The 19,870-nt window shown below is 68.5% G+C and carries 18 protein-coding genes, 1 tRNA gene and 1 pseudogene; 14 read left to right on the top strand and 6 right to left on the bottom strand.

Going from position 1 to position 19,870, the window contains the following annotated elements; genetic code table 11:
• Nucleotides 1-58: 58 nt before the first annotated feature.
• From QFZ29_RS20380 to QFZ29_RS03965, 3 genes and pseudogenes are all read left to right on the top strand, one after another.
• Nucleotides 59-166, top strand: a pseudogene (locus QFZ29_RS20380) (IS481 family transposase); the annotation flags it as partial.
• Between the two features lie 256 nt (nt 167-422).
• On the top strand, nt 423-632 hold the full coding sequence (locus QFZ29_RS03960) for a hypothetical protein (RefSeq protein ID WP_306892945.1): 210 nt from the start codon (nt 423-425) through the stop codon (nt 630-632).
• A gap of 99 nt (nt 633-731) precedes the next feature.
• On the top strand, nt 732-1,214 hold the full coding sequence (locus QFZ29_RS03965; protein ID WP_373426181.1) for a hypothetical protein: 483 nt from the start codon (nt 732-734) through the stop codon (nt 1,212-1,214).
• Here QFZ29_RS03965 and QFZ29_RS03970 read toward each other — a convergent pair.
• Nucleotides 1,193-1,648, bottom strand: a complete 456-nt coding sequence (locus QFZ29_RS03970; RefSeq protein WP_306892946.1) for a VanZ family protein — start codon at nt 1,646-1,648, stop codon at nt 1,193-1,195. The genes QFZ29_RS03965 and QFZ29_RS03970 overlap by 22 nt on opposite strands.
• A 77-nt stretch (nt 1,649-1,725) precedes the next feature.
• Between QFZ29_RS03970 and QFZ29_RS03975 the strand changes: the two genes are divergently transcribed.
• From QFZ29_RS03975 to QFZ29_RS03995, 5 genes are all read left to right on the top strand, one after another.
• Nucleotides 1,726-2,907, top strand: coding sequence for a heparan-alpha-glucosaminide N-acetyltransferase domain-containing protein (locus tag QFZ29_RS03975; RefSeq protein WP_306892947.1), 1,182 nt, complete (start codon nt 1,726-1,728; stop codon nt 2,905-2,907).
• The gene (locus QFZ29_RS03980; protein WP_306892948.1) at nt 2,904-3,662 is read left to right on the top strand and encodes an HAD-IIB family hydrolase; all 759 of its coding nucleotides are present in this window, start codon (nt 2,904-2,906) and stop codon (nt 3,660-3,662) included. Before QFZ29_RS03975 ends, QFZ29_RS03980 begins: the two co-directional genes overlap by 4 nt.
• 78 nt (nt 3,663-3,740) lie before the next feature.
• The gene (locus tag QFZ29_RS03985) at nt 3,741-5,042 is read left to right on the top strand and encodes a UDP-glucose dehydrogenase family protein (RefSeq protein WP_306892949.1); all 1,302 of its coding nucleotides are present in this window, start codon (nt 3,741-3,743) and stop codon (nt 5,040-5,042) included.
• Nucleotides 5,043-5,058: 16 nt separating this feature from the next.
• Nucleotides 5,059-6,897, top strand: a complete 1,839-nt coding sequence (locus QFZ29_RS03990; RefSeq protein ID WP_306892950.1) for a glycoside hydrolase family 15 protein — start codon at nt 5,059-5,061, stop codon at nt 6,895-6,897.
• A 280-nt stretch (nt 6,898-7,177) separates the two neighbouring features.
• Nucleotides 7,178-7,825 (top strand): hypothetical protein, encoded by a 648-nt coding sequence (locus QFZ29_RS03995; protein ID WP_306892951.1) that lies wholly within the window; start codon nt 7,178-7,180, stop codon nt 7,823-7,825.
• A 354-nt stretch (nt 7,826-8,179) separates the two neighbouring features.
• Here QFZ29_RS03995 and QFZ29_RS04000 read toward each other — a convergent pair whose 3' ends face one another.
• Nucleotides 8,180-9,424, bottom strand: coding sequence for an acyltransferase family protein (locus tag QFZ29_RS04000; RefSeq protein ID WP_306892952.1), 1,245 nt, complete (start codon nt 9,422-9,424; stop codon nt 8,180-8,182).
• A gap of 596 nt (nt 9,425-10,020) precedes the next feature.
• On the opposite strand from QFZ29_RS04000, the gene QFZ29_RS04005 reads away from it, so the two are divergent.
• Nucleotides 10,021-10,185: a hypothetical protein gene (locus QFZ29_RS04005; RefSeq protein ID WP_306892953.1), complete on the top strand. Its 165-nt coding sequence runs from the start codon at nt 10,021-10,023 to the stop codon at nt 10,183-10,185.
• Between the two features lie 126 nt (nt 10,186-10,311).
• Here the strand turns inward: QFZ29_RS04005 and QFZ29_RS04010 are convergent.
• From QFZ29_RS04010 to QFZ29_RS04020, 3 genes are all read right to left on the bottom strand, one after another.
• Nucleotides 10,312-10,388, bottom strand: a tRNA-Pro gene (locus QFZ29_RS04010).
• A 114-nt stretch (nt 10,389-10,502) separates the two neighbouring features.
• Complete coding sequence (locus QFZ29_RS04015; protein WP_306892954.1) at nt 10,503-11,480, bottom strand: metallophosphoesterase; 978 nt, start codon at nt 11,478-11,480, stop codon at nt 10,503-10,505.
• Nucleotides 11,477-14,086, bottom strand: coding sequence for a transglycosylase domain-containing protein (locus QFZ29_RS04020; protein WP_306892955.1), 2,610 nt, complete (start codon nt 14,084-14,086; stop codon nt 11,477-11,479). Before QFZ29_RS04020 ends, QFZ29_RS04015 begins: the two co-directional genes overlap by 4 nt.
• Before the next feature lie 114 nt (nt 14,087-14,200).
• Here QFZ29_RS04020 and QFZ29_RS04025 point away from each other — a divergent pair, with 114 nt between their 5' ends.
• Nucleotides 14,201-14,425: a hypothetical protein gene (locus QFZ29_RS04025; protein WP_129519747.1), complete on the top strand. Its 225-nt coding sequence runs from the start codon at nt 14,201-14,203 to the stop codon at nt 14,423-14,425.
• A 2-nt stretch (nt 14,426-14,427) separates the two neighbouring features.
• Nucleotides 14,428-14,898 carry a RidA family protein gene (locus QFZ29_RS04030; protein WP_306892956.1) on the top strand — a complete coding sequence of 157 codons (471 nt, stop codon included), beginning with the start codon at nt 14,428-14,430 and terminating at the stop codon, nt 14,896-14,898.
• A 74-nt stretch (nt 14,899-14,972) separates the two neighbouring features.
• Here the strand turns inward: QFZ29_RS04030 and acs are convergent, their stop codons facing one another.
• Complete coding sequence (gene acs / locus QFZ29_RS04035; RefSeq protein WP_306892957.1) at nt 14,973-16,940, bottom strand: acetate--CoA ligase; 1,968 nt, start codon at nt 16,938-16,940, stop codon at nt 14,973-14,975.
• Nucleotides 16,941-17,404: 464 nt separating this feature from the next.
• Between acs and QFZ29_RS04040 the strand changes: the two genes are divergently transcribed.
• The 3 genes from QFZ29_RS04040 to QFZ29_RS04050 all read left to right on the top strand — a co-directional run bounded on the left by QFZ29_RS04040 (nt 17,405) and on the right by QFZ29_RS04050 (nt 19,859).
• Entirely contained in the window at nt 17,405-18,496 is a 1,092-nt protein-coding gene (locus QFZ29_RS04040) for a TadA family conjugal transfer-associated ATPase (RefSeq protein WP_306892958.1), read from the top strand.
• Between the two features lie 2 nt (nt 18,497-18,498).
• Complete coding sequence (locus QFZ29_RS04045; protein WP_306892959.1) at nt 18,499-19,515, top strand: type II secretion system F family protein; 1,017 nt, start codon at nt 18,499-18,501, stop codon at nt 19,513-19,515.
• A 74-nt stretch (nt 19,516-19,589) separates the two neighbouring features.
• Nucleotides 19,590-19,859 carry a DUF4244 domain-containing protein gene (locus tag QFZ29_RS04050; protein ID WP_306892960.1) on the top strand — a complete coding sequence of 90 codons (270 nt, stop codon included), beginning with the start codon at nt 19,590-19,592 and terminating at the stop codon, nt 19,857-19,859.
• Nucleotides 19,860-19,870 lie beyond the last annotated feature (11 nt).

Consider the following 19,870-nt stretch of genomic DNA (forward strand, 5'->3'; position numbering starts at 1 on the left):
GCATGCCAGTAATCGACATGGAGCGCGTGCGGCGTGGCGTCGTCGTCTTCCCGTTCTCATCGTCGATGACGGGCGGGCTGTCCGTCGAGCCGCGGAGCGGTTCCAATGCTCGGCGGCGACGGCGTCGCAGTGGTCTCGTCGTAACCGGGCTGCCGATCGCTCGGCACCGGGGTGGGCACACTCAGTTCGGGGGACACTACTGAGTCAGTTGGCAATCCTCGCGCATCTTGCCTTCGACGAAGACGACCCGTTCACGCAATGGAAACACGGCGACTAACGTTCACCTGTGAGTCTGCCGTAAGGTCGAAGTACGCCGACGTGAAAGTCCGCCTTCTTCAAGCTCGGGGGACGCGAATCAACGTGAATCACTTCTGCAAACCGGGGGAAGTCAAATGACTCGCAAATTTCTTGCCGCTCTACTGTTGGCGCTGACGGCCGTCATCGCGCTTCCGACCATCGCCAACGCCGCCGGCGACGACGAGGCAGGCAGCGCTGTCACACGCACAGACTCCTTGGTGCTCTTCTCCCAGGGGCCGATGCTCGCAGTGTGGGTCGGCGCGGGCGCGCTCGTGCTTTCCGTTGCCTTCGTCGCCGTCATGATCAGTGTGCGTCGGAGCCGCGCTGCAGTCTGACCGAGGGGCACCGCCGCCCCAGAAGGCCCGGACGACAGAGTCCGGGCCTTCTGCCTGTCCCAGACATCAACGATTCATCTCGAGCGCACAAGGAGTGCAATGCGCATCTCGGTCATCGGTTGCGGGTATCTCGGCACCGTCCACGCTTCGGCGATGGCCGCGCTCGGGCATGACGTGATCGGCATCGACGTCGACGACCACAAGATCGGCGAACTCGCGCAGGCTGGCCCGCCGTTCTTCGAGCCGGGCCTTCCCGAGATCCTCACCTCCGCGACCGCGACGGGCCTGCTGCGCTTCAGCACTGACCTGGCGGATGCCGCGGGCGCCGGGGTGCACTTCGTCGCCGTCGGCACGCCGCAGACACGCGGAACGGACGCGGCCGACCTGCGCTACGTCGACGCGGCGATCGAGTCGCTGCTCCCGCACCTCGCGCCCGGTGCGCTGGTCGTGGCAAGAGCACCGTGCCTGTCGGCACGGCGGCGCGCCTCGCCGCCCGCATCGCAGAGTGCGCGCCCAAATACCGCGACCTCGCGGGCTTGGCGCGCCGCGGGATGGCGGTATCAGGGGCTCGGGCGCCCGTAGTGGGAGTGCCGGGGCGTTCGGAGTGCGAGGGCGCTGTAGCCGATCGCGGCGCCGATGACCGTGCCGATCGTGTTCGCCAGCACGTCGAGCGCGCTCGGGAAGCGCGCAGGGAGCAGCAGCGACTGCCCGAGTTCGATCACGACGCTCGCACCGGCCCCCGCGAGCACGGCGAGCCAGACTCGCCGCCGTCCTGTGGCGAAGACCGCGAGCGCCCCGAACGGCACGAACAGCGCGATGTTGGCCCCGAACTCGATGAAGTCGTAATTGAACCAGTCGGGCACGCCACGCCGGTGCAAGGCCGCCAAGGCCCGCCAGATCAACGGCGCTGCGCCCCGGTCGACCGGCGTCGGGAAGAATCCGACGACCGCGGTGAGCGCGCCGTAGATCACGAGCGCGACGGCGGCCGGGCGGCGCATGCTCGCATCGATGGTCATCGCCACAGCCTACGAGCAGTGTGTGACGACCTTGTGAAGATCCTGCGACGCGACCGCAGCCATGCGAGAGTGGCAACATGAGCGCTGACGCGTCTGGACTCGTTTCGACGGCACGAATGCCGCGGCGCATCGACGGTGTCGACGCGGCCCGCGGCCTCGCGCTCATCGGCATGTTCATCGCACACGTGGCACCCGACGTCGATGCGCTCACCGCCGCGGAGTTCCTCGCCCTCGCCGATGAACGCCCCCGTCTGCTCTTCGCCCTCACCGCTGGCATCGGCCTCGGATTCATGTCGGGTGGCATGCGGCCCATCAGCGACGGCCGCGGCGATCTACGCAGGCAGATCGCCGTGCGTGCCGTCATCCTCATCGCGCTCGGCATGCTCATCTGGTCAACGCTGAACCCGCTCGTGTTCATCATCCTCGACGTCTACGGCGTCGCCTTCCTCGTGATGCTGCCCCTCCTCTTCGTCTCGCGGCGCGTCACGCTCGGCGCGGGCATCGTGCTGCTCGCCGTGACCCCGGCAGTCGCCTCGATCGGCGCACACAGCGAGTTCGTGAACGCGGTGCGACGGACTCCGCTGAAGTTCCTCGCCGACTGGGCGGTCGGTGGTGCCTACCCCGTGATCGTGTGGGTCTCCGTGATGCTCATCGGCCTCGCGCTCGCCCGTTACGACCTCACGTCGGGTCGAGTGATCGGCGTCGCCGCGCTCGCCGGCACCGCAGCGGCATCCGTGTTCCTGCCGATCTCGAGACTGCTGCCCGCACCCGAGATCGTCGCCGAGATGGCCTGGTCGGTGCCGCTGCGCGCCTCGCTCGAGACGCTCGGCAATGTCGGCGTGGGCGTGCTCACCGTTGCTGCGATGCTCACGCTGACCGCCCTCGCCAGGCCGGTCGTGCGCCGGGTGGCCGGCACGCTGCTGTCGCCGATCACCGCGATGGGGTCGATGCCGCTCAGCATCTACACGATCCACCTCGTCATCATCGGGCTGGCCGTGCGCGAGGAAGACGGTGTCATCACCGACGACTCGTGGCCGCTCCTCATCGGGCTCATCGTGGGTTCGATGCTGTTCGCGTGGCTGTGGCGCCGCTACCTCGGACGCGGCCCGCTCGAGCGCATACTACGCTGGGCGAGCGGCCGGAGCCGCGCCACGGCCGACAGCCGAGCCACGGCCGAGAGTCGCGCGAGTCGCGAGAGCTCTGACGCCCCGCCTGCGAGCCAACCCACCCGCCTCCCCAGATTGAATGGAGACCCGTGAGCCCTCGACTCATCGCCTTCGACCTCGACGACACCCTCGCGCCGTCGAAATCACCGCTCGAACCCGCCATGGTCGACGCCCTCATCAGATTGCTCGACGTCGTCGACGTGTGCATCATCTCGGGTGGCCACTTCGGGCAGTTCAGTGCCCAAGTGCTCGATCGGCTCGGCGACGGGGCATCCGCTCGCTTCGAGCGCCTCCACCTCATGCCGACGTGCGGCACGCAGTACCTGCGATTCGTGGGTGGTGAGTGGCGCGAACAGTATGCCGAGACGCTGACCGACGATGAGAAGAGCAGGGCGCTCACCTCGGTCGAGGGCCACGCACGCGCACTCGGGTACTGGGAGACGCAGACTTGGGGCCCCGTTCTCGAGGACCGAGGATCACAGGTGACGTTCTCGGCCCTCGGCCAGGCGGCGCCCGTCGTCGCCAAGGCGGCTTGGGACCCGAGCGGCGAGAAGAAGTCGGTGCTCCGCGACGCCGTAGCGGTCGACCTTCCCGACCTCGAGGTGCGCTCGGGCGGCTCGACCTCGATCGACATCACGAGACTCGGAGTCGACAAGGCGTATGGCATGCGAAAGCTCGCCGAAGCCACCGGGGTGCCGCTCTCCGACATGCTGTTCGTCGGCGATCGGCTCGACCCGGCAGGCAACGACTACCCGGTCAAGGTGCTCGGAGTAGCCTGTGTCGCGGTCGAGGGGTGGGAGGCCACCGTCGACGTCATCGACGAGCTCGTCGAGGCGAAGGCGGCATAGCGGGCCCATTCGAAGGCTCGTAGTGGACAATTGACACGCCTGTGTGCACGCGCGGGCACGACTTCTCAAAGGAGCACTATGCGAATCTCGGTGATCGGTTGCGGCTATCTCGGTGCCGTGCACGCCTCGGCGATGGCCGAACTCGGCCACGAGGTGATCGGCATCGACGTCGACGAGCGCAAGATCGCCGCGCTCGCCGCGGGGCGCCCGCCGTTCTTCGAGCCCGGCCTCCCCGAGATACTCACCTCGGCCACCGCGACCGGCAGGCTGCGGTTCAGCACCGACATCGCGGATGCCGCGGGCGCCGAGGTGCACTTCCTCGCGGTCGGCACCCCGCAGACCGCCGGCACCAATGGCGCCGACGTCTCGTACGTCGACGCCGCGTTCGAGGGGCTGCTCCCGCATCTCGCCGAGGGCGCTCTCGTCGTCGGCAAGAGCACCGTGCCGGTCGGCACCGCCGCGCGCCTCGCCGGCCGGCTCGCTGAGGCGGCGCCGCACGCGAGCCTGGCATGGAACCCCGAGTTCCTGCGCGAGGGGTTCGCGGTGAAAGACACGCTCGAGCCCGATCGACTCGTCTACGGCGTCGCGCACGATCACGTGACATCCGTGCTCGACCAGGTCTACCGGGCCGCCATCGAGGCCGGCACCCCGCGTCTCGTCACCGACTACGCGACCGCGGAGCTCGTGAAGGTCGCGGCGAACGCCTTCCTCGCTACCAAGATCAGCTTCATCAACGCCATGTCCGAGATCGCCGACGCCACCGGAGCGGATGTCACGGCCCTCGCCGACGGGATCGGGCACGATGCGCGCATCGGCCGGCGCTTCCTCAACGCGGGCATCGGGTTCGGGGGCGGCTGCCTGCCCAAGGACATCCGGGCGTTCACGGCCCGCGCCGAAGAGCTCGGTCGCGGCGATTCGCTCGAGTTCCTGAAGGAGGTCGACACGATCAACCTCAGGCAGCGACGGCGAGTGGTCGACCTGGCCGTCGCCGCGCTCGGGGGATCGGTGCATCGCTCGAAGATCGTCGTGCTCGGCGTCACGTTCAAGCCCGAGTCCGACGATGTGCGCGACTCGCCTGCGCTCGATGTCGCCGTGCAGCTCAAGGGCCTCGGGGCAGAGGTGGTCGCAACCGATCCCGAGGGAATCGAGAACGCCCGCGCGCGGCATCCGCAGCTCACGTACGTCGAGTCGACCCGCGAGGCGCTGCGCGGCGCCGACCTCGTCGTGCTCGCGACCGAGTGGCGCGAGTACCGCTCGCTCGATCCCGTCGAGACTGCCCGGCTCGCCGGCAACCCGCACATCATCGACGGCCGGAACGTGCTCGATCCTGCCGCATGGCGAGCGGCCGGCTGGACCTACCGGGGTCTCGGGCGTCCCTGAGTCGATGCCCCAGCCGATGCCACAGCCGATCGAGGGGTACGCCGTCATCGGCGACTGCCGCACGGCCGCGCTCGTGGGCGTCGAAGGCGGCATCGATTGGCTGTGCCTGCCTCGCTTCGACTCGGCTTCGGTCTTCGGCGCGATCCTCGGCGGAGCAGACCAGGGCGGCTGGATCCTGAGGCCCACGGATGCCGCAGCCACGATGACGCGGGCGTATGCACCTGACACGTTCACGCTCGTGACCCGCTGGACGACACCCGACGGCGAGGTGGAGGTCACCGACCTCATGCCGCGCACCGACGGGCGAAGCGACGTGATCCGCCGTATCCGCGGCATCCAGGGTCGCGTGCCGATGCGGCAGACCCTTCGGGTGCGCTTCGACTACGCGGCGTCGCTGCCGTGGATGCGGCAGGTCGGCACCGCCGACGCGCCCGCCCTGCTCGCCGTGGCCGGCCCCGATGCCCTCGTCGTGCGCGGGGCCGAGCTCGAGGCGCACGGGCACAGCCACATCGCCGATTTCACACTCGATGCCGGCGAGACCCTCGACCTCCAGCTCTCGTGGTTCGCCCCGCACGAGCAGATGCCGGCGCCGCTCGACGTCGACGGGGCGATCGCCGGCACCGAGCGCTGGTGGCGTTCCTGGGTGAGCGGATGCCTGGAGCCCGGCGCCTACGACGACGCCGTGCGCCGCTCGCTGCTTGTGCTGCGCTTGCTCACCCACGAGGATACCGGCGGAATCGTCGCCGCCGCGACGACGAGCCTGCCCGAGGAGTTCGGCGGCTCACGCAACTGGGACTACCGCTACGTGTGGCTCCGTGACGCGGCGCTCACCCTCGAGGCGCTCATGCACCATGGCTACACGCGAGAGGCGCAGGCGTGGCGCCAGTGGCTGCTGCGGGCCATCGCGGGCGACCCCGCCGACGTGCAGATCATGTACGGCCTCGCGGGGGAGCGGCGCCTGCCCGAGTGGGAGGTGCCGTCGCTTCCCGGGTATGGCGGCAGCTCGCCGGTGCGGGCCGGCAACGCGGCATCCGAGCAGTACCAGGCCGACGTGTTCGGCGAGGTGATGATCGCGCTCGACGCGGCTCGTCACGTCGGGCTCGACGACGACGACTTCTCGTGGTCGTTGCAGGTGGCGCTGCTCGGAGAGGTCGAGCACAGCCTCGACCGGCCCGACAGCGGCATCTGGGAGATCCGCGGCGACGAGCGGCACTTCACGCACTCGCGGGCCATGCTGTGGGCCGCGTTCGACCGCGGCGTCTGCGCCGTCGAGTACGAGGGCCGGCCCGGTCCGGCCGAGCGCTGGCGGAAGCTGCGAGATCGGCTCGCCACGGAGATCGAGCAGACCGGGTTCGACGCCGAGCTCGGCAGCTACGTGCAGTTCGCCGGCACTCGCGAAGTCGACGCAGCGCTGCTGCAGCTCGCGCAGATCGGCTACGTCGCCTACGACGACCCGCGCATGCTCGGCACGGTCGCCCGCATCGAGCAGACCCTGCTGCGCGACGGACTCGTGCGTCGCTATCGCACTGAGGGCGACGTCGACGGCGTGCCCGGCGATGAGAACGCGTTCCTCGCATGCTCGTTCTGGCTCGTGGAGCAGTACGCGCACAGCGGGCGCCTTCCCGAGGCCGAGTCGCTCATGGAGCGCCTCCTCGGCTTCCGCAACGAGCTCGGCCTGCTCTCCGAGGAGTTCGACGTGCGGCATCGGCGGCACGCGGGCAACACGCCGCAGGCGCTCTCGCACCTCGCGCTCGTGCGGGCGGCCGACGCCATCGCACATGCCCGCGGCATCGTGGCCGAGCACGCCCGAGCGAGCATCGCACGCAGTTCGCGACGGATGGCGCCGGCGCATTGAGCCGCGGGACTGCTGATCGAGAAGAACCCCGCCCGAGGGCGGGGCTCTGGTGCCTTGCGGCGATGGTCGGGGTGACAGTGTTTGGTTTCAGGACATCGTTGACAGGTGTGTCGGGACATCGTTGACAGGCCGGATGTGTCGAGACATCGTTGACAGGCCGGACGATGGGGGATGCCGCTACGAATCGGAGCCGGGTCATCGTCCACGCCGTGATCGAGGGCGGGATGTCCGCCGGAGGTGTGCGTCTCGTAGTAGCCGGAGAAGCCGGCGGAGCGCGTGGATGTCCTCGGGCGTGATCGCCTTCGCGGCGACGTCATGGGCATCAACGGCACCATTCGGCTCGACGCCTCAGACGGCCTCGGCGACGGTGTTGTTATCGGCAACGCCTCCAACCGGGGTGCGTACACGATCCGAGGGTTCGTGCGGGGCATGGCCGGTGCGGGCGTCTCCCGACAAGGCCGGTGCAACGATCCCCGAGCGCCTCACCCTCGACCTCGATGTCAGCGGCTGCGGGACGGACGACGTCGCACTCGACAGGTCCAGCCACGACCTGACGCTGAACGTCCGCGAACGAAGCAATGGTGGCCACGGCATCGCACTGAGCGGCGCCTCATCGACCGCCACAGACCTCACCATCGCAAACACCGACGTGCGCGCCCACAGCATCCTCATCGGGCAGACGCTCGCGGGAGACTTCATCGCCGCTCCGCCACTGTGCAGGTTCGCGCTGGGGGCACCGTATGGGCTGACACTGTCAACCTCGCACGTACTCGACCGGGAACCTCCCATCGGCGGCGACACCGTCACCGACTACAACCACCGCATCCGGTGTGCTGGGGATTTCGTCGGGCACGGTCGCGAAAACGATCTCGCGCGGGGGCCGCGTTCGCCCGTCTCACGCTCGGCGCGGACGGCGCGGTGCAGATAATGTTCCATACCCTCAACTCGAGTGTCGCAAACCGGCACCAGTCGCTGTTGTTCCCCTACGTCGACACCAACAACTACTGGCGAATCGTGGCACAGTTCGGGCGACCTCACGATGGGCCTCACGAAGACCGTCGCAGGCACCACGACCACCGTGAGCACCCACGCGCAGCAGGCCATCTCCGGCGACGTTGTGCGGGCCGAGTTCATCGGCAACGACATCGCATGGTTCGTGAACGACGTGCTGGTCGAGATGGTCACCAACGCCGCACTGAACACGGCCACGCTCGCCGGGTGGCACGGGGACTTCTCCACCAACGCCACCGGCCGAGTCGAGGACTTCAAGGGGCTGGGCTACCTAGCCCACCCTGTTCGCACCCTCAGCGCCCTCTTCTGCTCCGACCGGGCGGGAGGGGGCGCTGTCGGCATTTCGGCGGTCGGTGCGCTTCTTCAGCGACAGTGCCGGCTTCTCGACGGCGTAGTAGGTGACGCTGGCGAAGGCGATCGTGATGGCGAGGACGACCACGATGTTGATGACCAGACCGAGCGGCGTCTGTGGGCCAACCCATCCGACGCGTTCGACGAGCCAGATCACGGGCACATGCCAGAGGTAGAGGCTGTACGAGATGACACCGATGTAGACCACTGGGCGCAACTCGAGCCCTCGGGCCAGGATGCCTGGCCGCGCCGATCGTGTGGGGATCGCGACGAAGAAGATGAGCGCTCCGCACGCCACGGCGAAAGCGGAGGCCACTACGAAGTTCGGCACGACGATCGACCCAACGGCCGCGCCAATGCCAACGACAGCGGCGATGACGCGGAACCGGTACGCGAGCTCGTGGCGAATGCGGCCGGTCTCGAATGCTGCGACGAGCACGGCGGCGACCATTCCGAACGCGAACAGGTCGGCGTGCGCGAAGAAGCTGCGCGCGAACACCGCGATCCAGTTCCCGCCCCAGTTGCTGTTGAACCAATCCTCGGGGGCGATGTCCTCGAAGATGCGCCACTTCACGACCTTGCCGACCATGCCGATCAGGAAGATCCCGATCGCCGGCGAAAGGGCGAGGATCGGGGAGTGACGGCCTTGCACGCGCCGGCGGATCGACATCGCGAGCAGCGCCAGCAGCGGCATGACGATGTAGAAGATCAGCTCGACGGTGAGGCTCCATGCCACGCCGAGGCCGGTCTTGATGCTGAATGGGAACAGCGTCTGCAGCATCGTGACGTTCGTCAGCAGAAGCAGCGGGTCGGTCATGTACCCGACCATGTCGCCGCTCTCGGCCTGCCCAGCGCCCTGCGGTGCGGTGTATGCCAGGCCGAGCACCAGCGAGACGAGAAGCACGATCACGATGTAGACGGGGAAGATACGCAGCACCCGGTTCACGGCGTAGCGGCCGAGGATTGGGAACCGCTCACCGGTGAGTAGAGCCGACGCGAACGGGCGGAAGAGGAGGAATCCGGACAACGCGAAGAAGAGCGTGAGCCCGTTGAGGGCGAAGTACATGGGCCAGGTCAGCGGCCCCCATTCCACACCTAAGGAGAGGTGGGCCTTCACGTGCCCAACAACCACCGACACCGCGGCGACGGCCCGGAGGCCTTCCATGCCGTTGATTCGACGACCCCATGAGGGCGTGAACGCCACTTGCTTCCGAGCCAAGACGTTACCCCCTGTATCGCTGGTCGAATGTCTCCCCAGACTCTATCGGACGCACGTTTCGTCGGCGTCACGCTGACTGCACCATTCGTGCGCCTCTGATGCCCACCCCGGCCCCAGCAATCCCTACAGAAAGTTCAGTTGGAGCGTCGCCTTCACGCTCCAACGACAACGCCCCCGGCTTGCATCTTCGGATGCTGACCGGGGGCTTTTTCGTCGTTGGAGTCGCCGTGTCACCGACCACCGTTGGGCCGTGTTCAAGCCCTCTCCCTGAACATCCATGCGACGGATGACCTCGGACTGAGCAAGATCGTGGCCGACATCTACCGAGGGGACACTCTCGTCGAGAGCACGGAGTCGGCTGCCAACGGTCTGACGAGCGCATTTCATACCGCAGCCATCCACTCCGACGGTAGTTACACCATCAGGTACACCGTGGAAGATGTTCCGGGCACATCTCTCAAGTCGGTTCCTTGCTGTCATTGTCGACGCCACGCCGCCGGGTGCGTCCGCAGGGGAGGGCACGTCCTACACGGTCGGTGGCGATGGGCACCTACTCGCTGGCGAGTTTCAAGGTTCATGACGAGGGACAGATCGACAAAGTCACGCTCAATGGCGTGGTGAAGGATCTTACGAACAACGCGTGGTCTGACGTGAACTTCGTACAGGCGGGACCTTCGGGGCTGTCGCCGGTGAGAACACTCTCGTGATCTACGACTTGGCGGGGAACGGGCCGAGAGGCTTCCAACGCCAGAAACCACAAAACCCCCTCCCGAAGGAGGGGGAATCGTGAACGATCTCTCGACACATCCCGGAAGGATATCCGACACATCACATGGTCGGGGTGACAGGATTTGAACCTGCGACCTCGTCGTCCCGAACGACGCGCGCTACCAAGCTGCGCCACACCCCGGTGACCCTCACGGGCCTCCACAAGGATAGCCGATATTTCAGGCCCGGCAGACCACCGCCGGCCGTTTCCGCGACCGACGGCGAACGGATGTCGCGGCATCCGATCGGGCGATCGCTACTCCGTCGGCAGGAGCGTGAGCAGGGTCGCCTCGGGCGGGCACGCGAAGCGCACCGGAGCATAGATGGACGTGCCGAGCCCGGCCGACACGTTGAGGAACGCGGAGCGCAGCCCGTGCCGCCACACGCTCAGTCCCTTCACCTGTGAGCGGGGGATGTCGCAGTTCGTGACGAGCGCCCCGAAGCCGGGCACACAGACCTGGCCGCCGTGGGTGTGGCCGGCGAGGATCAGCTCGGCGCCGTGGTTCACGAACGAGTTCAGTACCCGCTGGTAGGGCGCGTGGGTCACGCCGATCGTGATGGTGGGGCGTCGAGTGGAGACGGATGCCGCGTCGGGCCACGTCTCATCGCCGAGCGGGTCTTCTGCTCGGAGCTCGTCGATCGCGCCCGTGATGAGGTCGAGACGGTCGAAGCCCTTGTGCGGGTCGTCGACGCCGAAGAATTCGAAGTGCGTGCCGCGCAGGTCGAGCCTCGCGGCGGTGTTGTCGAGGTCGTTCCAACCGAGGTCGGCAAGGTACGAATGCAGGGCGTCGATGTCGAGCGGCTTCGCACGCGGAACGTATCCGGAGGGTCCGCCGAAGTACGCGAACGGGTTCTTGACGGTGGGCCCGAAGTAGTCGTTCGAGCCGTTCACGAAGACGCCAGGAATGCCCCGGAACGGCTCGAACGCCCGGCGGATGCCTTCGAGCCCGCGCTCGTGCCCGAGGTTGTCGCCGGTGTCGACGATGAGATCGGGTTCGAGTGCGGCGAGGGAGCGCACCCACTCCTGCTTGTCACGCTGCCACGGCGCCATATGCAGGTCGGAGAGGTGCAGCACCCTGATGGGCGCAGCGCCGGGCGGCAGCACCGCGACATCCGCTCGACGAAGGGTCCACCTCGTGCGCTCGACGAGGCTGCCCCACGCGAATGCGGCAGCGCCGGCTGCGCCGATCGCCAGGGCGATCCGCGCAGCCGGCGGAAGGGAGGAGCGACTCAATCGTCACCCGGCGGCACGATGCCGTTGCCCGGCCCGCTGCTGCTGAAGGTGACGGTGACCTCGCTGCCGCGCTTGAGGGCGGTGTTGGGCGCCGGGTCCTGACTCGCGACGACGTCGGTGGCCCCGGGTTTGCCCGATGACTTCATCTTGAGTCCGGCCTGGTCGAGTGCCGCCTTGGCCTGCTGCGCATTCATGCCGGTGAGATCAGGGACCGTCGTGCCCTGGCCGTTGCTCGTGAAGACCCGGATCGTGCTGCCGCGGCCCGCCTGACCCGTGGGGTCGGTGCCGGAGACCGTGCCTGCTGGGAGGTTCGAGTCCTGCTGTCCGCCGTCTTCGAAGACGAAGCCGGCCGCCTCGATCGCCTGCTTCGCGGCGTCGAGCGAGAGCCCGGAGACCTGCGGAATGTCGATGAGCACCTGCCGGAACGCCGACGCGTCGGGCTCGGGGAACTCGTCGCCGCCGTACTTGTTGTCGGCGAGCTCCATGATCATGGGCCAGATTCGGTGGCGCGCCGTAGCAGCCCGGCCGCTGTCGAAGCTCATGTCGCGGAGGTTCGCTTCGCCGACCACGTTGCCCACCCATACCGCGGTGGCGGCCGTGGTGCTCGAACCGATCATCCACGTGTCTTTCGCACCGTCGGTCGTTCCGGTCTTGCCGATGTGCGGAATCCCGGTGCCGGGGTCCGAAGCGCTCGCGGTTCCCGAGAACGTCTGCTGCATGGCGTAGGCCATGGCGTGTGCAACGTTCGGCTGGACCGACTGCACGCAGTTCGACGCGGGCGGCGTCACCTCGGTGCCATCGGCCTTCACGATCCGGTCGATCGCGATCGGCGAGCACGTGAGGCCGTTGTTGGCGATGCCGGCGAATGCCGTCGCCATGGCGAGCGGCGAGACCTCCTCGGTGCCGAGCACGGCGCTCGGGCCGAAGACCGCTGACTCGTCGACAGTGCCGTCGTCGTTGTAGCGCCCACCGAGGTCGAGCCCGTTCGCGCGCTTCACGCCGAAGGCCTGGGCAGTGTCACGGATCTTGCAGAGGTCGAGTTGCTGGGCCATCGCCATGAACGAGGAGTTCACCGAGTACTTCGTCGCGTCGACCGCGTTGTTGGCCGACATGGAGTCGTCGTTCCTCGGATTGAAGCTCCCGCTCCATCCGCCGTAGCACTCTGCAGGGAACGAGGTGAACGTGCGGCGAGCGCCGTTGAAGGTCTCGCGCAGCGAATGGCCTTCGTTCAGCCATTCGGCGAGAGTGAACACCTTGAACGTCGATCCCGGCTGGAGTCCGCTCGAGCCGCCGTAGTCGAAGTCCGTGCTGTAGTTGACCGAGGTGTATTCAGCGCTGGACGCGGCCAGCTCGGAGTCGTTCGTGTACTTCTTGTTCTGCGCCATCGCGAGGATCTTGCCGGTTCCCGGCTGAACCGTCACGGCGACCGAGCCCACGTCGAAGCGGGGGTCGCTCATCGGCACGTTCTCGGCGATCGCCGTCTCGGCCTTGTTCTGCAGTTCGAGGTCGAGCGTGGTGTAGATCTGCAGTCCGCCCTGCTGCAGCAGGAAGGTGCCCTCGTCTTCCTCGGTCGCGGGGTCATCGAACTGGTTCTTGATCACCCAGGTGACGTAGTCGCAGAAGTACGCGCTGCCCTGAGCCGTCTGGCACCCCGTGCTCGGCTCGGTGATCACGGGAGCTACCGGAGTTGCGACGGCGGCGTCGTGCTCCTCTTGCGTGATCTTCTGCTCCTTGAGCATCTGCTCGAGGATGTAGTCGCGCCGCTCCTTGTTCGCGGCGTACGGTGTCGGCTCGCCCTTGTCGTTGACGGAGTTGACGCCGTTCGACTCGCTCTCAGGGTAGTCGAGGCGGAACTTCTCGGGGTGGTTCACGATCGCGATGAGGCTCGCGGCCTCAGCGAGTGTGAGGTCGGCAGCGTGCTTGTTGCCGAAGTAGTACTTCGACGCTGCCTCGATGCCGTAGACCCGGCCGCCGAAGGCCGCGATGTTCAGGTAGCCGCGGAGGATCTCGTCTTTCGAGAACTCCTTCTCGAGCGCGATCGCATAACGCATCTCCTTGAGCTTGCGATCGGGCGAGGTCTCGGTGGCCGCCTCGTACGCGGCCTCCTTTTCCTCCTCGGTCGTCGCCTCGCGCACGCCGTTGTTGATGAGCACGTTCTTCACGTACTGCTGGGTGATCGAGGAGCCACCCTGCGTGGCGCCGCCGATCACGTACTCGTTGAGCGCGGCACGGATCGTGCCCTGGATGTCGATGCCGCCGTGCTCGTAGAACCGGGGGTCTTCACCGGCGATCGCGGCGTCTTTCACGTACTGCGAGATCGCCTCCCACGGGACCTCCTCGCGGTTCTCGTCGAAGAACGAGGCGAGGTGCGCCGGCGAGCCGTCGGGCTGGGTCGCGTAGATGTCGGTCTTCTCCGACAGCTCGCCGATCTCGAGGTACCCGGGGAGGTTCTCGAACATCGAGATGCTGTTGTTCGCGGCCATGCCGGTAACGGCGAGCGCGGGCGTCACGGCTGCCGTGACGAGTACACCAGCGAGCGCACTCATGCCGACAAAACCGAGGATTCCGGTGCCGACGTCGCTCATCGTGCGTTTTTGGGCAGACATATAGTGGAGCTTAACGGAGAAGGCTGGCAAATCGCGCTATGCACGGCGCCTGCCGGAATCCCGCGCGACCCGCCGTTTCCGCCCGCATCCCCACACCAGAGACGAGGAATCCCCATGCCGGCCTGGGAGTACATCACCACACCGCTGCTGATCCACAACACCGCCGCGATCCTGAACAACTGGGGCTCCGAGGGGTGGGAGCTCGTGCAGATCGTGTCCGGCCCCGAGGGCGGCCTCGTCGCCTACCTGAAGCGCCCTGTGGGCGGGGAGTCGTCGTCCGCGGCATCCGCCGGCGCCGCCGCCGCCGCTCAGGCCGCCAAGCAGTTCGAGGGGGAGTGAGCGTGGCGGCATACGAAGCCCGCATCGCGCAGCTCGGCATCGAACTGCCAGAGGTCGCCCCGCCTGTGGCCGCCTACGTCCCGGCCGTCATCTCCGGCAGCTACGTGTACACCTCCGGACAGCTGCCGTTCACGGCCGGCGGCCTGCCCGCGACCGGCAAGGTCGGCGACAGCGAGGGGCTCGTGCCCGCCGCCGCCGCGAAGGGCTACGCCCGCACGTGCGCGCTCAACGCGCTCGCCGCGGTGCGCGCCGAGATCGGCTCGCTCGATCGCGTGACGCGCATCGTGAAGCTCGTCGGCTTCGTGGCATCCGATCCCGCCTTCACCGGACAGCCCGGCGTCATCAACGGCGCCTCCGAGCTGCTCGGTGAGATCTTCGGCGAGGCCGGGCGCCATGCCCGCTCGGCCGTGGGTGTCGCGGTGCTCCCGCTCGACTCGCCCGTCGAGCTCGACCTCGTGGTCGAGTTCGCGTAGCCGCACCAGCCAGACGGCGGATGCCGCGGCGGGATCACTCCCGGCCGCGGCATCCGTTCGTTCAGGGCCTGGCGCTATCTGACCTGCGCGCTGATGACCTGCATGATCGAGGTGTCGGCGAGCGTCGTCGTGTCGCCGATCTCGCGGCCCTCGGCGAGGTCGCGGAGGAGCCGGCGCATGATCTTGCCCGAGCGCGTCTTCGGCAGCTCGTTGACGATGAACACCTGGCGCGGACGGGCGATCGCGCCGATCTGGGCCGAGACGTGCCTGCGCAGCTCTTCGCTCGCCTCGGCGGGATCGTTGATGCGCTCGGCCTGGCTCGCCTTCAGGATCACGAACGCGACGACCGCTTGCCCAGTGGTCTCGTCTGAGGCGCCGACGACGGCGGCCTCGGCGGTCCACGGGTGTGCAACCAGCGACGACTCGATCTCGGCGGTCGAGAGCCGGTGGCCCGACACGTTCATGACGTCGTCGACGCGGCCGAGCAACCAGATGTCGCCGTCCTCGTCGCGGCGGGCTCCGTCGCCGGCGAAGTACATCGCCTTTGCGGGCTCAGTGCCGAACTTCTCCCAGTAGGTCTCCTTGAACCGCTCGGGATCGCCCCAGATGCCCCGGAGCATCGACGGCCACGGCTCGGTGACGACGAGGAGCCCGCCGCCCTCGCCCTCGACGGGAGTGCCGTCGTCACTCAGGATGTCGACCGAGATGCCGGGGATCGGCACTTGCGCGCTGCCGGGTTTCAGGTCGGTGATGCCGGGCAGTGCCGAGATCATGATCGCGCCGGTCTCGGTCTGCCACCACGTGTCGACCACGGGAATGGAGCCGCCGCCGATGACGTGGCGGTACCAGATCCAGGCCTCGGGGTTGATCGGCTCACCGACCGAGCCCAGGAGGCGGAGCGAGCGCAGGTTGAACGCCTGCGGGATCTGCCGCCCGAGCTTCATGAACGAGCGGATGGCGGTGGGCGCGGTGTAGAGGATCGAGACCTTGTACTTCTCGACGATCTCCCACCAGCGGCCCGGATGCGGCGTGTCGGGCGTTCCCTCGTAGACCACCTGGGTCGCGCCGTTCGCGAGAGGACCATAGACGACGTAGGAGTGTCCGGTGATCCAGCCGACGTCGGCGGTGCACCAGTAGACGTCGGTCTCGGGGTGCAGGTCGAAGACGTTCTTGTGCGTGAACGCGACCTGGGTGAGGTATCCGCCGCTCGTGTGCAGAATGCCCTTGGGCTTGCCGGTGGTGCCGCTCGTGTAGAGGATGAACAACGGATGCTCCGCCGTGAAGCCCCGCGCCTCATGCTCGGGTGAGGCATCCGCCACCGTCTCGTGCCACCAGAGGTCGCGACCGTCGGTCCACGGCACCTCGTTCTCGCCGCGGCGCACGACGAGCACGTGCTGCACGCTCCCGGCGGTCTTCGCGATCGCCTCGTCGACGGTGGGCTTCAGGGGGAAGACCTTGCCCTTGCGGTAGCCGCCGTCGGCGGTGATCACGAGGGATGCCTCGGCGTCGTCGATGCGGGACGCGAGGCTGTCTGCGCTGAATCCGCCGAACACGACCGAGTGGATGGCGCCGATGCGCGCGACGGCGAGCATCGAGACGATCGCCTCTGGGATCATCGGCAGGTAGATCGCGACGCGGTCGCCTTCTCCGACGCCGAGCTGGGTGAGCACGTTCGCTGCTTGCTTCACCTCGGCGGTGAGCTCGGCATAGGTGATGTCGCGGCTGTCGCCGGGCTCGCCCTCCCAGTGGATGGCGACGCGGTCGCCGAGGCCGGCCGCGACATGCCGGTCGAGGCAGTTCACCGCGACGTTGAGCTCGCCGTCGTCGAACCACTTCGCGAAGGGCGGGTTCGACCAGTCGAGGGTGCGGGTGAAGGGCTTCTCCCACTCGAGCAGCTCACGGGCCTGGTCGGCCCAGAAGCCGAGGCGGTCGGCGCGGGCGGCTTCGGCGAGGTGCTCGTCGGCGACGGCTTGGGCGGCGAACTCGGGACTCGGGCGGAATCGCCTGATCTCTTCGAGCGCGTGATCGATCTGAACGGTCATGATTGTCCGGTCGCTCCTTCGCGAATGAATTCATGGTTGGGTCGCCTGCCCCAATCAGCACCTTACCCGCCGCTTCGGCGGGTTCAGTAACCGCTCGTTCCACCGACGTCGTAGGCTGTAGCAATGCCACCCGAACGGGGGCTACCTGTGCCTTTGCTCACAGAATTCTGTGTGTCGGCACAAATGGGGACAAAAAATGCTTGCGCATTGGTTCTCAGGCCGTATGCTGAGTACCGCCCGAACACTCGTTTCGTGGCCTGCAGCGCTTGTGATTCCCCCCAATCCTTGCGCTGCCGAGGCGGCACCTGTTCCCCCCAATGGGTGCCGCCCCCTTTCGTTAACGGGCACTGCTTCGGTGGTCCCGGCGGATCGAGTCCTCCTCCACAACGGTGTGGGGGAGGCTCTTTCCGTATCTGCCCGGCGACGGATGCATCAGCGCCGATGCGCGTGCCTACGCTCGCCGCATGAGCATTCCCTTCGTCGCCACCCCGTCGTGGCAACCCGAGCCGGCCGAGTCCGCGCCGAGTGTCTCCGTGCGCACTGCAGTGCCGGCGGAGACCGGGCCGGGGGCCGCCGCCGCGGCATCCGATGCCGCCTCGTCGACCCCTCGCAACGGAGCGCCGGGCGCCGCGGCGACCGACCTCTCGGTGCTCGGACCGCTCGAGCCGTTCGCGGCGACCGGTCCGGTCACCGACCTCTTCGTCAACGGCGCGTTCGGCCTGTGGATCGATCGCGGCGCGGGCGCTGAGCGGGCGTCGGCGTGGTCGGCCGACGAGGCCGAGGTGCGCTCGCTCGCCGTGCGGCTCATCGCTCGTGGGGGCCGGCACATCGACGAGGCCACCCCGGCCGTCGACGTGCGCCTCGGGCATGGCATCCGCGTTCACGCCGTGCTCCCGCCGGTGTCGAGCGGCGGAACCCTCATCTCGGTGCGCGTGCCCCGGGCCGCCGGCTTCTCACTCGCCGCGCTCGCCCGGGCGGGCATGCTCGACGTCGCGCAAGAGGCCAGGCTCCGCGAGGCGGTCGCGGCGCGCGAGAACCTGCTCGTCACGGGGGCCGGCGGCACCGGGAAGACCACGCTGCTCTCGGCACTGCTCGGCGAGGCGCCTGCGCGTGAGCGCATCGTCGTGATCGAAGACGTCGCCGAGCTGCAGGTCGGCCACCCGCACGTCGTCGCCCTCGAAGCGCGTCAGGCGAACCTCGAGGGCAGTGGCCGAGTCGGACTCGACGCCCTGCTTCGCGAGGCATTGCGCATGCGCCCCGACCGGCTCGTCGTCGGCGAGTGTCGTGGTGCGGAGCTCCGCGAGCTGCTCGCCGCGCTCAACACGGGCCACGACGGCGGCGCCGGCACGCTGCACGCGAACTCGCTCGCCGACGTTCCGGCACGGCTCGAGGCACTCGGTTCCATCGCCGGGCTCTCGCCCGACGCGGTCGCGAGGCAGACCGTGAGCGCCTTCGACCTCGTGCTCCACCTCGAGCGGGCAGGCGGCAAGCGCCGGCTCGCCCAGCTCGGCCGGTTCCGGCAAGACGGCGACCGGCTCGCCGTCGAGCCGTTGTGAGCATGCGCGGGCTCGCTGCTCGCGCCGTCACAGCCATGATCGCCCTCCGGCGCCGGCCCGATCCCGCCGCGGAGGTCGACGCGATCGCCGCGATCACCGAGAGGTTGGCCGTGCTGCTCGCCGCGGGCGTCTCGGCATCGACGGCGTGGAGCCATGTGGGGGAGCCGGCGCAGACGAGCGGCGACGCCCGTGCGGTGCCCGCCGCGGCATCCCTCGCCGACGCCGCGGTGCTCGCGGCCGCGGCGAGGGCGGCGTCGGGCGGCGACCCGGTGGCGCTGGCGATCGCCGAAGCGCGCGCGGCCCACTCCGCGGCATCCGGAGCCTGGTCGGTACTGGCGGCAGCGTGGTCGGTGGCCGCCGAGTCGGGTGCGCCGCTCGCGTCGAGCCTGCGGAGTCTCGCGGGCTCCCTTCGCGACGAGGCGCAGTTGCGCCGTGAGGTGCGAGTGGCGCTGGCCGGGCCTGCGGCCAGCGCCCGACTCGTCACCGCGCTGCCGCTCATTGCGATCGTCTTCGGCACGGCACTCGGATTCGACACGCTGGCAGTGCTCTTCGGCAATCCGCTCGGTCTCGCGTGCCTGGCACTCGGCGCCGGATTCCTCTGGACGGGTCGGCGCTGGAACACGGCCCTCGCGTCGCGTGCCTCGCGCGGGCGCGCCGATGCCGGACTCGAACTCGAACTCCTCGCGATCGCGATGTCGGGCGGCACGTCGATCGAGCGCGCTCGAGCCATCGCTCGCGACGCGATGGCCGAGCACGTGCCGGTCGCGGGCGATGGCCGGGAGGTCGAAGCGGTCCTCGGCCTCGCGGCGAGGGCCGGCGCGCCGGTCGCCGAGCTGCTGCGCGCCGAAGCCTTCCGTCTGCGGCGCTCGGCGCGTGCAGCGGGTGAGGCGCGCGCTGCGACCCTCGGCGTTCGGCTCATGCTCCCGCTCGGGCTGTGCGTGCTGCCGGCGTTCGTGCTGCTCGGCGTCGCGCCCCTCATGATCTCCGTCATCACCGGCACCCTCGGCGGTGCCGGGTGACGGCCAACGCTCGTGCCGCCACCCGCTGAGACCTCGGCACACCGAAACCTCGGCACTACAGGAAGGAACACCTCATGCACGAACTCGCCACACCGATCGAGGCCGTCGAGCGCGACAGCTCGTCGGCGATACCGGGTCATCGCTCGCCGAGGCGCTGCATCCGCGCCGGGCTCCGCACCGTCGCACGGCGCCTCGCCGGAGAACGAGGTGCAGCGACGGCCGAATATGCGGTGGCCACGATGGCCGCGGTCGGCTTCGCCGGTCTCCTCGTGCTCATCCTGCGCGGAGACGAGGTACGCGGCATCCTCACCGACCTCGTGCGGAATGCGCTCACCGTCGGCTGACCGCGACCGGG

Origin of the sequence: Agromyces albus, assembly GCF_030815405.1 — a bacterium.
In the GTDB taxonomy this organism is placed as follows: Bacteria; Actinomycetota; Actinomycetes; order Actinomycetales; family Microbacteriaceae; genus Agromyces; species Agromyces albus_A.

Bases quoted from the DNA above. Each gene is read 5' to 3' on its own strand.
- QFZ29_RS04050 (WP_306892960.1), top strand. From the start codon at position 19,590: ATGCACGAACTCGCCACACCGATCGAGGCCGTCGAGCGCGACAGCTCG.
- QFZ29_RS03985 (WP_306892949.1), top strand. From the start codon at position 3,741: ATGCGAATCTCGGTGATCGGTTGCGGCTATCTCGGTGCCGTGCACGCC.
- QFZ29_RS04040 (WP_306892958.1), top strand. From the start codon at position 17,405: ATGAGCATTCCCTTCGTCGCCACCCCGTCGTGGCAACCCGAGCCGGCC.
- QFZ29_RS04000 (WP_306892952.1), bottom strand. From the start codon at position 9,424: ATGGAAGGCCTCCGGGCCGTCGCCGCGGTGTCGGTGGTTGTTGGGCAC.
- QFZ29_RS03970 (WP_306892946.1), bottom strand. From the start codon at position 1,648: ATGACCATCGATGCGAGCATGCGCCGCCCGGCCGCCGTCGCGCTCGTG.
- QFZ29_RS04025 (WP_129519747.1), top strand. From the start codon at position 14,201: ATGCCGGCCTGGGAGTACATCACCACACCGCTGCTGATCCACAACACC.
- QFZ29_RS03975 (WP_306892947.1), top strand. From the start codon at position 1,726: ATGAGCGCTGACGCGTCTGGACTCGTTTCGACGGCACGAATGCCGCGG.
- QFZ29_RS03965 (WP_373426181.1), top strand. From the start codon at position 732: ATGCGCATCTCGGTCATCGGTTGCGGGTATCTCGGCACCGTCCACGCT.
- QFZ29_RS03995 (WP_306892951.1), top strand. From the start codon at position 7,178: ATGTCCTCGGGCGTGATCGCCTTCGCGGCGACGTCATGGGCATCAACG.
- QFZ29_RS04020 (WP_306892955.1), bottom strand. From the start codon at position 14,086: ATGTCTGCCCAAAAACGCACGATGAGCGACGTCGGCACCGGAATCCTC.
- QFZ29_RS04005 (WP_306892953.1), top strand. From the start codon at position 10,021: ATGGGCACCTACTCGCTGGCGAGTTTCAAGGTTCATGACGAGGGACAG.
- QFZ29_RS04045 (WP_306892959.1), top strand. From the start codon at position 18,499: ATGCGCGGGCTCGCTGCTCGCGCCGTCACAGCCATGATCGCCCTCCGG.
- acs (WP_306892957.1), bottom strand. From the start codon at position 16,940: ATGACCGTTCAGATCGATCACGCGCTCGAAGAGATCAGGCGATTCCGC.
- QFZ29_RS03990 (WP_306892950.1), top strand. From the start codon at position 5,059: ATGCCACAGCCGATCGAGGGGTACGCCGTCATCGGCGACTGCCGCACG.